Origin of the sequence: Methylicorpusculum sp., from assembly GCF_030651835.1 — a bacterium.
In the GTDB taxonomy this organism is placed as follows: Bacteria; Pseudomonadota; Gammaproteobacteria; order Methylococcales; family Methylomonadaceae; genus Methylicorpusculum.
This window is the reverse complement of record NZ_JAUSBX010000050.1, coordinates 12,271-24,826: the sequence shown is the minus strand read 5'-3', so window position 1 is coordinate 24,826 and position 12,556 is coordinate 12,271. Positions and strand designations below refer to the sequence as shown.

Sequence of the window (12,556 nt, the reverse complement as noted above, 5' to 3'; positions counted from 1 at the left end):
GGTGAGCAGGTGCCCATGATGAAAGTTGTTACCCGACTATTGAAAGGCAATAAGCTGCCCAGGCCAGAAAAAAGATACCGATAGAATGGCTGATTACCTTTGTTTTGCCCGGCAGCCATTTTTCAACTATCACCAGCAAGGTGATAAAAATCATGCCCCACAGGTTCATTACGCCGATAACGAACATCAGCAGCATTTGCACCCAGCAACAGCCCAGACAATCGATGCCATGCTTTATACCCATTTGAACGGCACCGGATTGACCGGGACGCCATTCATTGATCAAAAATCCAAAAGGGGTGCGGCAATGTTGCAGACAGGCGTTTTTTATGGGAGTGAATTGGTAAAGGCCTGCGGCAATTAAAATAGCGGCAGCCAGGAAAGGATGACGATTTTCCATCATCGGCGACAACCAGGCAATGCCGTGAAACAACCATTGCAAACCGGTCAGTACCAGGCTGAAGCCAAACCATACCACTAAATATCCACTGATAAACCAGTGGGAGAGGTTCTCGGTTGATAACCGCCGGCTTTTGGCATAGCGGGAAAATGCCCCTATCATCGGTAATGCGGTTGGTAGCATCATGGCCGCCATCATGACCGCCCACATGCTGTACACCCAGATTAAGCCGGTTAACGGCCAGAGTGTCAAGGATGCGGGAGGCATCCACATTGCTGTCATGGGCATATGGCTCATTTGCCATGCGTGATAAAACAAATAACCCCAGGCGGCACAAACAAGAGCGACAACGCCCATCAATGTTTTAATCGGCACGAAAAGTTAATCAGGGTTGATAGATAAACGGGGAGTGAAATCCGTTGCGATGAGAAAAGTTCCAGGCTTGATCATTATCCTGATAGCGGAAATAGTTGGATTTGGAGACCACCGATGCATGACTGGGCACCACGCACAAGGGCGGGTTTTTTATGGTAGCATCACCATCGGCTATGCCCTGGATGCTTTGAATTTCAGCTTCAGCAATACCCGGTATGATGAGCCGGTGAATATCGCCGGAGTGCTGATAGTCCATGGTTACCGATTTTACGCCCCAGACTTCACTGACGAAGCCCATCAGAACGCTTAAGTGGCCGCCTGCCTGGCCGCTGAAAATCTGAATAATGGCTTCGGTTTGCTCCGTATCCGCCAATTCATCAATATACAACGCAGCTCCCCAATTACCATCAATCATGGTGCCGGGCGCATAACACGCTAAAGCCACGCTCAAGTTATCAAGGCCCACATCTTCCAAATGGCCTTTATCGATATGCCAGGCTGCCAATAATTTACAATTACCTTCAGAAGGGGGCTGTAACCAAATACAGGGACAGGCCAATTCACAATTACACGTTTCAAAATAGTGGCCTTCCAGTCGCCAGTCAGGGTGGTTGTTGTTCATTAGAATATCTCCTTGAAGGGACGCAGATCAATTTCGTGCGTCCAAGCACTTGGGTGTTGTTTGTGTAGCTGCCAATAAGTGTCGGCAATCGCATCGGGCTGTAATAAGCCGTCCTGACCTTTTGCGCTGACGAATTGGGGAAATTGTGCGCGTGCCCGGTCGCCGTCGATGACGCCATCGATAACGGCATGAATCACATGAATGCCCTGCGGCCCGAATTCTCTGGCCATACCTTGCGCCAACGCCCGCACACCGGCCTTGGCTGCGGCGAAGGCCGTGAAGGGTGGTTTTGCACGTAATGAGGCAGTGGCGCCGTTAAAAATCAAAGTTCCCCTCTGTAGAGGCAGCAGGTGTTTGATCGTCTCTTTTCCAAATAAGAAAGCGCCCAACGCATTCTGCTGCCAGAGTAATGTAAACAGTGCCGCATCGGTTTCCAGCAGTGGTGCCGGAATATTACTGTCAACGTTATAAGCGGCAATTTCCAGTTCGCATTGGCTTTGGCCAATAGTTTTAAACAGATTAACAATATCAGCCTCTACGGTAGCATCGGCAACGACGGGCGTTGCTGAGTAGCCTGATTCATTGATGCCGGCCGCAACGGCAGTCAATTTTGACAGGCTGCGGCCGGCAATGAAAACATGCAATCCTTCTGCAGCAAAACGCCTTGCCAACGCCGCACCTAAACCGCGCTCAGGGCCTACGCCCAAAACCAAAGCTGCCTTTGTTGATGTCATCAGTTATCCCGTTTGGTTTGAGTTAAGAGGCCGGGAATAGCGCTTTTATTTCGGCCGGCATCTGACATTTCGTTGAGAAGCAGGTACATGACGCTTTCCTTAGGCTTTATTTGAGGCCGAAAATAAGTGAAAAATTATTGGCAGGCATATCAATGATCTCTTTTAATTCCATGCCGTGAGCAGCGGCCGCTTTTTTCAAATCGGCTACATCTTTCAATCCCCATTCAGGCACTTCATAAGACGCCAAGGTTTTATGGAATTCTTCGTTTGAATCGGTGGTGAATCCGCCTTCCATTTTAAACGGGCCGTAAATCAATAAAACGCCATTATCGCTCAACAGATGTGAAGCGCATTCCATCATGCCGTCAGCAATCGAAATGGGAGCAACCTGAAAAATATTGATACAAAAAATGGCGTCAAAAGAATTTTTTTCGCCCGGATTAAACCAGGTTTCGGGATCGGTCAGATCAAGATGAACGGGATCGGCAATATTGTCGTTGCCGTGTTCGCTGGTCAGATTTTTGATGTTGTCAAAGACTTCAACGTCTCTATCAGAGGGATGAAAATGCAAGTGATCGAAGTGGGGGGCAAAATAATTGATATGCATGCCGCTACCGCTGGCCATTTCCAATACGCGCCCTGATTCTTTGGGCAGTTTTTCTTTCAATACGCCAAGAATGGGTTCGCGGTTGCGGTTGCCGGCCCAGGCCACATATTCACTTAACGGATGCGGGTTTAAAGGTGGTTTATCGGTGCTCATCTGTGTCTCCTCATTAGGGTTTAATTTATAGTTATAAGACAAAACAAGTACGTACTGCCTGTCTAGCCAGAGACAAAGCAAACAATAGGCCAACTATTAATATTTACAATATCGATAAATATCAAGGAGTTATTTTTTATAGAAAAAAGGAATGTGAAATAAAATTTCAAATTATGCAAACTAATTTCACTTTTTTGAGAGTTTACTGCATTTTCTTGTAGGGTAGATAGTTGTAACTGCCCTTGCGCATATTAAAAAAGACCAGTTCGGGCAGACTCATTAAAACACCTGTTGCGCCTGATTTTAAATTCTTTCCCGAATCAAACGGCCAACTCAACAAGCCGAGTAAGCTCTGTCCGATACCGGTTGTGGTATTGATCGCACCGAATAAGGGTCTGAGCGGGGTGTTGTCGTCGGTAAAAAAAATAAATAAGGCATCCTCCGGGTTATAGCGATACAAGGTGCTGCTGAGGATATTGGATTCCTGCAGGCGGATAAGTAGTTGCTGTCCATTTTGATAGCGCTTGGTCATTTCCTGCTGCCGGTATGACGGCATGGTTTCGCTGCGGTTGATGCGGTATTGATCAAGCACTGATTGGTAAGACACAAACGGTATGAAGTTATAAGAAGCTTTGACATAACCACCCAGATGTTGCTTGGAGAGTGCCTTGATGGACTCGGTCTGAGGTGCTTTTTGTAGCAGTGCATTATCGATGCTGCGGAAAATTTCAGTGACGCAATTACGCGTGATCAGATCGTACTGGTAGCGCTGTTTTAACTGGCCCATCCATTGCTTTCGATAAGTGTCCAGTTCAACTAAGGCTGCCTTCAGTTGTTGTTCGGACAAATCGGGTTTGGGGTCTTTTGGTAAATCGATGCCCAGACTGGGGAGAGCCTTTTGTCCGTAAAACCGGAGGGGCATCAGGTGCTGCCCTTTCACTAGTTCAGCGTATCGATTGGCTGCAAATTCCAGTTCACTGTATTCGCTTTCAGAATAAGCATCGGATTGAACCAGCGTTGACTGAAGATTATCCAGGCTCAATTTTGCCTCGCTAATCAGTTGTTCCATGTGTTGCGGGTCATTTATAAATTCTGCAGGCTCTATCCATTGCGCTGTTTCGCTAAAACCATCGAGGAAAACCCATTGCCCCTGTTGCAGAGACGTATCAACGGCAATGTAGCGGGCCATATTGATGATTGCCGCGTAGCCCCAATCCGGACGTCCCGAGTTCAATGATCGCAACAGGGTGGCTTCCAGTTGCTGGCGCAAAACGACCAGCTGCTTTTTTTCGGTGTCAGTCAATGGCTGTGTTTGCGGGTCCAGCATGAAGAAAGCGTCAGGTTGCAAGGACTTTGCCTCTTGCAAGACTTTGATGGCAAACAAGCCGGTTAAAGCATCGTTATAGTGATCGGCAAAAGAATAGGGGGGTGCGGGCCGTTGGCTCTCGATCGGCAATGGATAAGCGGCCGACCAGTCTAGCGGTTTTAATGCGTTGATCTCTGCTTCAAGGGCAAGACGCGTATGAGTTAAAAAATCACGGCCATGGTGTTGTTCGATTTTATTTCGCAGCTCAATCATCATGCCGGATTGCCGGGTTGCCAAATCGGCATCCGGAGTCCGGCTCTTAGTTTGACTGCTTGGGTAAAATAAACCGGCGCCTTTAAGACGCAGCGTTGAATCAGTTTCCGGCTTATCTAACAGCTGTTGAATCAATTGATATTCTTTATTGACCGCTTCCAGATGTTTGTAATGCTGTTCCTGGTCTAAAAACTGCCACTGAAAATAATCGTTCAGGGTGTTGAATGTTGCTTCAGAGACGTCAATTTCGCTGAGATGGATAGGCCGGTTCTGCAAATAGCGGTAGGAAAAGTGAAAATCGTTGGGATCTTGTCTGAATAAACGAATCAGACCCGGGTCGATGTATTGATAATGGTAAATGTATTCGCCAAATTGTATCGCGCTGTGTCCGCCGCTGGAATTGCCTTCGTTTGCTTCTATATACAAATAGTTGAAGGTGGCCGCCGAAGTGGTGGCTGATACAAAACACCAGAGCATAAAAATCGTAAAAGTGTTGATGATTTTCATGCTCCGGTTCCTGGCTTTGCAACAGTAGCTGGAAAGTTTTGTTAAGAATTCCGTCATAAATAACTTCCCGGAATTCGGATTATGTCGAACCGTACCATTATTCTCCCTCTTTGAAAAAGAGAGGCTGGGGGAGAGTTTTTATTAATAAATCCCCCTCGATCCCCCTTTTTCAAAGGGGGAAGTTATCTGCAGCGATATCCTGAGCGTCGTTTGTAGGAGCGGGCCTATTAATCTGTTGAAATGCCGCTTACTTCTCTGAGTCATAACCGTCTTGAATGTGGCCCATGTTTTCCTGGCTGTAATGAGCAAAATTCTTTTTGTAGGTTTCGTAAGCAATACCCTCTACCCCGGCTTTTTTAAGGCCTTTGCCGATAGCGATATAGGTTTTAGGGTTTTGGTCCCAGTTGGCAATTCCGATTTTCTCGGCTATGTCGCTGACACCTTTTAGATAGCTGTTGTAATCAGCATCAGGATCGGATGATTTTACGTAGGCCATGGTGTAGTCGGCGACATCTTTTTGGTATCTTTTTTCCTTATTCGATGCCGATGAAGGACTGCTGATGACCGAACTTGCCGAATCCGAAATACTGCCGGAGCTGTCTGATGAGCTCTCCGAGCTTGTTGAAAATGAGCATGCTCCAAGCACGAGTGGCAAACAGACAAGCGCTAGGTTTATTCGTTTTGACAGGGAACGGTGCGAACATAAATGCATGATTTTCTCCTGGATGATCAAAAAAATGAATTCATCGCATTTTATTTCGACACCTGAAATTCTTCCCTTTTTGAGCGAAGATAAGTAAAGGGTCTGCATAAAACCGAAATCTAAAGTGCCTTTGGGCTCAATTGAAAGCGATTATAGCAGTTCACAGTAAAAGTAAGAAAAGCGGAGTGAACGCTTTGGCTTTGATATACATGACCGGACTTCGAATAGGCCAGATTTTGTTGATTTGAATGTGATACGATTAACTGCCGTTCAAATTAACCGGCTTTATCTCTTAACTTCAACAACTTATCTGCATTAATTTTACGGGGAAAACATGAGTACTATTCATCTGATTGGTGGAGAAAAAGGCGGTGTGGGTAAATCTGTGGTTGCGCGCTTGCTGGCGCAATATATGATCGATAGCGATATTCCGTTTGTCGGATTCGATACCGACCGCTCGCATGGCGCTTTGCTGCGCTTTTATACCGATTATGCATCACCTACGGTAATTGATGATTATCAAAGTCTTGATGCCATCATAGAAACCGCTGTGGAGAATCCGGGAACACGCATTTTGGTTGATCTTGCTGCTCAAACCCATTTTCCGCTGGCGAGATGGATCGATGAATCGGGCGTGCTGGAATTGGCCGAAGAAATGGGAGTCAATTTATGTTACTGGAACGTGATGGATTCCGGTAAAGATTCGGTCGAGCTTCTCGCCAAATTACTGGATCAATTCGGTTCAAAACTTAACTATGTACTGGTGCAGAATCAATTGCGCGATGACGATTTTTCTATTTTGGAACACTCGGGTGTAAAAGATCGTGCGTTGGATTTGAATGCCAAAGTCATCACGTTGAAAAAACTGCACGCGCCGGTCATGACCAAGATTGACGGCAACAGCTCCAGTTTTTGGGCCGCGCAAAACAAGGATGGCGAGAATGCTAATGCCTTGGGTTTGCTGGAAAGGCAAAGGGTCAAAATGTGGTTGAGACATGCTTACAACGAACTGAAATCGGTTGGTATTTAATGGACTGAATGTTAATTGGCTGAACCCCATTACATGGACACAGCCGATTTTAATTTAACATCATGACGGCATTGTTTTTTGGCAATGCCGTCAGTCTGCGTTTTTGTTACGACCATCATTTTATATGAGCATAAAACTCAGAGTCAGTTGTAATCTCCGTTTCAAGATAGAAGATGCCAGCGCATTGATATTCAAGTTGCGCCCGTTCAGGGGTATCAATCAATGGATTATGCGCGAAATGTATACCATCAAGCCCTCTGTTCCGGTTATTGAAAGTACGGACAGCTACGGCAATTCCTGTCAGCGCTTAGTCGCTCCCAAAGGTAATTTAGTCATCCATAGTTCCGCTGAAGTCATCACTGCTGCCCATGCCGATTTTGCATCCGGCTTGGACTTTGTGGAAATTCAATTTCTTCCCAATGATGTGTTGCCGTTTTTGTTGCCAAGCCGTTATTGCGAGTCTGACCGCTTTGGTGAACTGGCCAGAGACATAGTGGCCGATGCGCTGCCGGGGTACGATCAAGTCAGTCTTATTGTTTATTGGATAAGAGCATCAATCCAGTACCTGCCGGGTTCCAGTGATATCCCTCTCTCTGCAATGGAAATATACAGCCGCCGCTTCGGTGTTTGTCGCGATCTTGCCCACGTGGGCATCGCATTATGCCGTAGTATCAGTATCCCGGCGCGTTTCGTAGCAGGTTATCTGCAGGGGCTTGAGCCCATGGATTTGCATGCCTGGTTTGAGGTCTATGTGGGTGGGCGCTGGTATACCTTTGATCCAACCCAGGCAGATTTGAGCGGAGGCAGGGTGGTGGTCGCATTTGGACGTGATGCGGCGGATGTGCCGGTGTTTCACCAGTTTGGTCTGGGGTGTATTTTGAGTGCAATGGTTGTCAAGGTAGAACAGTTAGATGGCCATCTCTCTAAGGTTTGATAAGGATTATGCTGGGAGCTGCTTGAATACATCCTGTTAAGTTCGGACGGCAAAGCCCAGAGTCAGATAGCCCTATAAATCAATAGCCTGTGTCTTAAATATAAGATACCCTGAATAGTTAGGATGATAGTAACTAGATAACAAACAACACCTAGGATAAACTGACAGTTGTTTCTGCTTAATTTCGAATTTTATTTATGACCTATTGTATTGCGGCTTCCATAGACGAAGGACTTATTTTGCTTTCCGATTCAAGGACCAATGCCGGTATCGATAATGTCAGCACGCATGGCAAAATGCATGCATTCGATACCCACAGTGATAGGACAATTATTTTACTGTGCGCAGGTAACCTGGCAACGACTCAAGCGGTTCTGGAGCAATTACACCGGGATAAAATCAAGAAAGCCGAAGTTAACATCAATTCTGTGGAATGTTTATCAGAGGCGGCTGATTACCTGGGTTATGTCAGTGTTGAAAAACAAAAGCAGCATTTAAGCTCCAAGGGTCAATCGGTTTTTAACCCTTCTGCTAGCTTTATACTGGCAGGTCAGATAGGTAGTGAGCCGCAAGGGGCTTATATGATTTACGCGGAAGGCAACAGTATAACCAGCTCAGCTACGACCCCTTTTTTACAAATCGGCGAGAGCAAATACGGTAAACCGATACTGGATCGATTTCTTAAATTGGGCACCTCTATAGACGAAGCAGCCCGGTGCTGTTTGGTGTCTATGGATTCAACCATCCGCAGTAATGCCAGTGTAGGGCCGCCGATAGAAATGCTGATTTACCGTAAAAACAGCTTTAGATTGGATGAATATTATTGTTTTGACGATGACGATGATTACTTATTGCAACTCAGAAGAAGCTGGGAAAATAAACTCCGCGAGGCAATTGCCGGTTTACCCGCTCTGGATAAAGTTGCGGTCAAAAAAATGAGAGTGGATTTGTAAATTGATTAAAGATCGCAAGCTCTGACTATCGTTAAGAATTTAGACGGCAATAACTTCCCGGATTGATCTTTAGGATCGATCTCAATCGCCCCTTCAAGAAAATTAATAAGCGGGAAGTTATTTCAGGTCATCAAGACATTCAATCTTTTTCCGCTTTTACAATTTTACCGGTAGCGGCATCGACTTCGACTTCCATTTTGCTCCCATCCGCCATTTTGATTTCGAACTCGTAGATAGCGATTCCGTTTTCTATTTCATATTCCACTTCGGTGATCGTGCCGGGATGAGCTTCTAAGGCAATTTTACGGGCTTCAGTTTCATCGATTTTTTTTAATGCTGAAAACGCAGGGTGATCAGCGCTAGTTAATTCCTGTTCTGTTTCGATGATTTTACCGCTGGTCTTATCGCACTTGAATTCCCATTTACTGCCGTCGGGTGATTTAATCGCGATTTCATAGACTTCCATGCCTTTTTCTTTTTCCAGCTCGATTTTGACAATTTCGCCTTGGGCGAGCTGATTAGCGGCATTGCGGCACACGTCTAATGGACTGTTTTCCTGCGCTAGAGCGCTGGATGCGATTACAGTTAACAGTCCTGTCAAACAGTATCGGATGTTCATCAGTATTTCTCCTTTTAAAAAAAGCTGGGTTTGAGCGCTAATAGTAACCCGTTATTCTGAGAGAAGGTATAAGGGGCCATACGCACTCAGAACCAGCCAATGTTCATAATATTGTCGTTCATGAAAGCTTTCATTGTAAAAATGTAGATTGTTCGTGCTGAGCCGAGTCGAAGCAGGGACGATTTAAAATGAGATTACCGTTCACCCTTTTATGAAGTTCAGGGAGAACGGTATTTTGAGTTAATCAATGACTCATTATTAAGCTAAAAATAAAAGAATCCAAATCAGAAGCTCCATTTCACGCCGCCCATCATTTGGAAGCCTTGACCTGGTTGAATGCCGTCTATTCGGCTGGCTATGTATTTTTTATTGCTCAAGTTGTAGCCGTTCATGAAGATATTCACATCTTTGATGACTTGGTAATTAGCCGAGACATTATAGGTCGTATAACCGGGAATGATGCCCAGTTGACCGTCTTCATCTTCGGCAGCCGTGTTTTCTACGTCGCTGAATTGTTCGCTTACGCCTTGTACGCCAAAGCGCAGATCCAGTCCCCAAGGTGTTTCAACGCCGATGTTTGCGTTAATTAAATGTTCAGGTGTATAGGGCAGGCGGTTTCCCTTTACAATCGCTGGTTCTGCATCCGATACATTTCTGTCGAAAAATGCATCGGTATAGGTATACGAGGTAGTCAGGTAATAATTGTATTCGGTACCGAAGAGTTTATCCGAATCCAGACGGAATCCTGTTTCTACCCCCTGATGAACGCTTTCCCCCACGTTCTTGAAAAAATCGTCATCATCAGGCACGGGCACATTGACAATTTGATCTTGGAAATCGATTCTGAAATAGGTTAATTCGGCGGTGATGCCGGGGATAGGAGAAGTTCGCACACCGGCTTCGTAATTCAAACTCATTTCCGGTTCAACCTGACTCAGTACGCCGTTAATTGGGTTCAACACATCATCGATTCGTGCGGGGGCAAAGCCACGGTGTACGCCTGCAAACAGCGTCATGTTGTCAATGCCGTTGTAGGTGGCGCCGATTCCTGGCAAGGCTTCAGTTCGAGAATAGGATTCAGAAGCCTTGTTGATGTGGTTAGTATTGTCTTGTTCATAGTGTTCAATACGTATGCCGGGCGTGACGGTAAAATCACCCAGGAAAAAGCGGTTCTGAGCAAAGAAAGACATGGCTTGCGTATCCAATGAATTGTCTTGGTAACGATTTCGGTTATGATTATTTCGTCCGGTGCCTTGTGTGGTATCTCTGGGGCCGTCATTGCCTACATAGCGCTCTCTATCCGCCCATTCGAAGTGGCCACGAATTCCCGTGGTGGTCTCGCTTTGAACGCCGAATAAATTGTGCGTGAATACCAGTTTGGGTTCTATTCCGAACACATTGTAGGTTCTGGGGCGTTGCTCATTGCCGCAGCTGGGTGCCACGCCAGCGGAAATAGGTTCACCTCGGACTGCGCAATTGTTCATCCCTGATGAATCATTCGCCTGGCGTATCGATTCTCGGAACATATGGTTGCCGTAGATATTCGTGCTGAATTGCATCGAATCGGACACGTCGAATTCATATAAGGCTTGCCCCGAATAGCGGCGCACTTCGAAGGTATCGTTCCGCAAAAAATTCGTGCGCGGGTTGTTGCGGTACATTGCACTGGTGAGACCTGCTTCGCCCATGTCTGCGTCTTCGTGAGTCAATGTGCCTTTCAGCATGAGGCGGTGCCGGTCATTGAATTTAATCAAGCTTTTCAACGCCAAGTCATCAACTTCCTGATGCTGGCCGCTACGATTGCCGTCAGCCTCTTGCCGGATATAGTCCAAGGAAAGCCCGACATTATCGATGGTACCGCCCATTCTTAGATGGGTGTCGTAATAACCGTTATTGCCGCCCGCGGCCGAAATCGATCCGGCAAATTCTTCAGGAATAGGCGCGCTGACAAAGTTGATGGCACCCCCTACGGTTTGTGGTCCGTACATGATTTGACCTGAGCCCTTTAAAACCTCGATATGATCGACACGTTTGCTGGACGGCAGGTAATGGTTGCTGGGGTCGCCGTAAGGTGCCAACTGAATGGGTGCACCGTCTTCCAATAACTGGGTCCGGGTTGAGCGTCTCGGATCCAGGCCGCGAATGCCAATATTAATCCGGCGTCCCAGCACGTCTTCGTCGACGATATGAATACCTGGCACGGTACGTAAAGCGTCTTTATTGGATAAGGGGCCTTGACGATCGAGTGTGGTTTTGTCGATTACGAAGGCAGAGCCTGGGATGTGTTCCAGTTGCGTAGGCTCTTCACCGATAATTTCCAGACTAGGCAATTGTAGGGCCGGTGGCGCATCATCGAACCTTTCGGCCATGGCTACCGGTATATTCAGAGCCGTCAACACGGCTGCAGTAATTAAGGCCTGTTTTTTGCGGGCAATGTCAGGTTCAAAAGGCAAGCCAAGATTATTTCCGGCGTTTAGTAAGCTCGTATTGCTATCGGGTTGGGTTAAGGACATGGTATACGCTCATTAGCCATTTATTTAAAAAGAGGGCCATTCTAGTGAGCATTTTTCATGATCCCTATAGGAAAAAATCCTTAATGTAATGAGGGTCGCCGAGTTGGGCTTAATATAAAGGAATGATTTAACTAGGTGAGTTTATTTTTGCTGAAAGAGCATTTGGCGGGGCGGGTATCTTAAAAAGGGTTATCGGGTAGCTTGATTCGACCGGTTGAGGTGCTTATAAACCTCCAGATTACAAGGGTTTAACCGAGTGATAGGTTAATAAATTTGTGAGTATTAGTAATTACTAATAATATAACAATACATTTACGCAAAGGTGGGCGTAAAATGTCGATTCAGTACTAACAACAAGGGGAAAATTATGAAAAAAATTAATTTGGCCGCAATTCTGGTGGTTTTGTCGGCTTTTACAGGGATAGTCAGCGCCGAAATGGCATTTCAGTCGAATCAAGATGTTCAGGGTGCCTGGAAGCTTGAATACACTAAAAAAACAGTAAGCTCCACAGAAAAAATCGCAAGAGAAGACTCATGGGCATTCAGTGGCGATAAAGTCACCATTACTCATATTCCCAGAGAAGGTATTTATTACGATCAAACGCCTGTCAGCTATCTGATTGAAGATGGAAAATTAAAAATATCTCTTTTGGGCCGGTCTGATAAATATGATACGTTTTCTTTGGTTGAAAGAGACGATAAAAGCATGACGTTAAAAGGTAAATACGGCGATATTTATCATTTTATTAAAAAATAAACGAACTCCTATTATCTAAATAGAGATTGCCAAATAAGCATGGCCAGCAGTGAAAGGCCAAGACCTTTCC

At 45.9% G+C, this 12,556-nt stretch carries 13 protein-coding genes; 5 read left to right on the top strand and 8 right to left on the bottom strand.

What is annotated here, in order from left to right; genetic code table 11:
* Positions 1–28: 28 nt before the first annotated feature.
* From Q7V32_RS06460 to Q7V32_RS06435, 6 genes are all read right to left on the bottom strand, one after another.
* The gene (locus tag Q7V32_RS06460; RefSeq protein WP_304896159.1) at positions 29–775 is read right to left on the bottom strand and encodes a DUF2182 domain-containing protein; all 747 of its coding nucleotides are present in this window, start codon (positions 773–775) and stop codon (positions 29–31) included.
* 10 nt (positions 776–785) lie between these two features.
* Positions 786–1,397: a DUF1326 domain-containing protein gene (locus tag Q7V32_RS06455; protein WP_304896158.1), complete on the bottom strand. Its 612-nt coding sequence runs from the start codon at positions 1,395–1,397 to the stop codon at positions 786–788.
* Positions 1,397–2,131, bottom strand: a complete 735-nt coding sequence (locus Q7V32_RS06450) for an SDR family NAD(P)-dependent oxidoreductase (protein WP_304896157.1) — start codon at positions 2,129–2,131, stop codon at positions 1,397–1,399. Before Q7V32_RS06450 ends, Q7V32_RS06455 begins: the two co-directional genes overlap by 1 nt.
* A gap of 106 nt (positions 2,132–2,237) precedes the next feature.
* The gene (locus Q7V32_RS06445) at positions 2,238–2,891 is read right to left on the bottom strand and encodes a DUF938 domain-containing protein (protein ID WP_304896156.1); all 654 of its coding nucleotides are present in this window, start codon (positions 2,889–2,891) and stop codon (positions 2,238–2,240) included.
* 202 nt (positions 2,892–3,093) lie between these two features.
* Positions 3,094–4,977 carry a hypothetical protein gene (locus tag Q7V32_RS06440; RefSeq protein ID WP_304896155.1) on the bottom strand — a complete coding sequence of 628 codons (1,884 nt, stop codon included), beginning with the start codon at positions 4,975–4,977 and terminating at the stop codon, positions 3,094–3,096.
* Positions 4,978–5,224: 247 nt separating this feature from the next.
* Positions 5,225–5,623 carry a putative lipoprotein gene (locus Q7V32_RS06435; protein WP_304896225.1) on the bottom strand — a complete coding sequence of 133 codons (399 nt, stop codon included), beginning with the start codon at positions 5,621–5,623 and terminating at the stop codon, positions 5,225–5,227.
* On the opposite strand from Q7V32_RS06435, the gene Q7V32_RS06430 reads away from it, so the two are divergent.
* From Q7V32_RS06430 to Q7V32_RS06415, 4 genes are all read left to right on the top strand, one after another.
* Positions 5,538–5,777: a hypothetical protein gene (locus tag Q7V32_RS06430; RefSeq protein WP_304896229.1), complete on the top strand. Its 240-nt coding sequence runs from the start codon at positions 5,538–5,540 to the stop codon at positions 5,775–5,777. The two genes, Q7V32_RS06435 and Q7V32_RS06430, sit on opposite strands and share 86 nt — an antisense overlap.
* Before the next feature lie 237 nt (positions 5,778–6,014).
* Positions 6,015–6,710, top strand: a complete 696-nt coding sequence (locus Q7V32_RS06425; RefSeq protein ID WP_304896154.1) for a mobilization protein — start codon at positions 6,015–6,017, stop codon at positions 6,708–6,710.
* A 124-nt stretch (positions 6,711–6,834) separates the two neighbouring features.
* A complete protein-coding gene (locus Q7V32_RS06420) occupies positions 6,835–7,644 on the top strand; it encodes a transglutaminase family protein (protein ID WP_304896153.1) in 810 nt (269 codons plus the stop codon).
* A 197-nt stretch (positions 7,645–7,841) separates the two neighbouring features.
* Positions 7,842–8,597 carry a peptidase gene (locus Q7V32_RS06415; RefSeq protein ID WP_304896152.1) on the top strand — a complete coding sequence of 252 codons (756 nt, stop codon included), beginning with the start codon at positions 7,842–7,844 and terminating at the stop codon, positions 8,595–8,597.
* Between the two features lie 139 nt (positions 8,598–8,736).
* Here the strand turns inward: Q7V32_RS06415 and Q7V32_RS06410 are convergent, their stop codons facing one another.
* Together Q7V32_RS06410 and Q7V32_RS06405 are read right to left on the bottom strand one after the other, a co-directional pair.
* Positions 8,737–9,216, bottom strand: coding sequence for a PepSY domain-containing protein (locus Q7V32_RS06410; protein ID WP_304896151.1), 480 nt, complete (start codon positions 9,214–9,216; stop codon positions 8,737–8,739).
* A gap of 284 nt (positions 9,217–9,500) precedes the next feature.
* Entirely contained in the window at positions 9,501–11,729 is a 2,229-nt protein-coding gene (locus Q7V32_RS06405; protein WP_304896150.1) for a TonB-dependent receptor domain-containing protein, read from the bottom strand.
* 367 nt (positions 11,730–12,096) lie between these two features.
* On the opposite strand from Q7V32_RS06405, the gene Q7V32_RS06400 reads away from it, so the two are divergent.
* Positions 12,097–12,486 carry a hypothetical protein gene (locus tag Q7V32_RS06400; protein ID WP_304896149.1) on the top strand — a complete coding sequence of 130 codons (390 nt, stop codon included), beginning with the start codon at positions 12,097–12,099 and terminating at the stop codon, positions 12,484–12,486.
* Positions 12,487–12,556: the final 70 nt, after the last annotated feature.

Excerpts from the sequence above, each read along its gene's own strand:
- Q7V32_RS06450 (WP_304896157.1), bottom strand. The coding sequence starts at position 2,131 with ATGACATCAACAAAGGCAGCTTTGGTTTTGGGCGTAGGCCCTGAGCGC.
- Q7V32_RS06415 (WP_304896152.1), top strand. The coding sequence starts at position 7,842 with ATGACCTATTGTATTGCGGCTTCCATAGACGAAGGACTTATTTTGCTT.
- Q7V32_RS06440 (WP_304896155.1), bottom strand. The coding sequence starts at position 4,977 with ATGAAAATCATCAACACTTTTACGATTTTTATGCTCTGGTGTTTTGTA.
- Q7V32_RS06400 (WP_304896149.1), top strand. The coding sequence starts at position 12,097 with ATGAAAAAAATTAATTTGGCCGCAATTCTGGTGGTTTTGTCGGCTTTT.
- Q7V32_RS06425 (WP_304896154.1), top strand. The coding sequence starts at position 6,015 with ATGAGTACTATTCATCTGATTGGTGGAGAAAAAGGCGGTGTGGGTAAA.
- Q7V32_RS06420 (WP_304896153.1), top strand. The coding sequence starts at position 6,835 with ATGAGCATAAAACTCAGAGTCAGTTGTAATCTCCGTTTCAAGATAGAA.
- Q7V32_RS06455 (WP_304896158.1), bottom strand. The coding sequence starts at position 1,397 with ATGAACAACAACCACCCTGACTGGCGACTGGAAGGCCACTATTTTGAA.
- Q7V32_RS06405 (WP_304896150.1), bottom strand. The coding sequence starts at position 11,729 with ATGTCCTTAACCCAACCCGATAGCAATACGAGCTTACTAAACGCCGGA.
- Q7V32_RS06410 (WP_304896151.1), bottom strand. The coding sequence starts at position 9,216 with ATGAACATCCGATACTGTTTGACAGGACTGTTAACTGTAATCGCATCC.
- Q7V32_RS06430 (WP_304896229.1), top strand. The coding sequence starts at position 5,538 with ATGACCGAACTTGCCGAATCCGAAATACTGCCGGAGCTGTCTGATGAG.
- Q7V32_RS06445 (WP_304896156.1), bottom strand. The coding sequence starts at position 2,891 with ATGAGCACCGATAAACCACCTTTAAACCCGCATCCGTTAAGTGAATAT.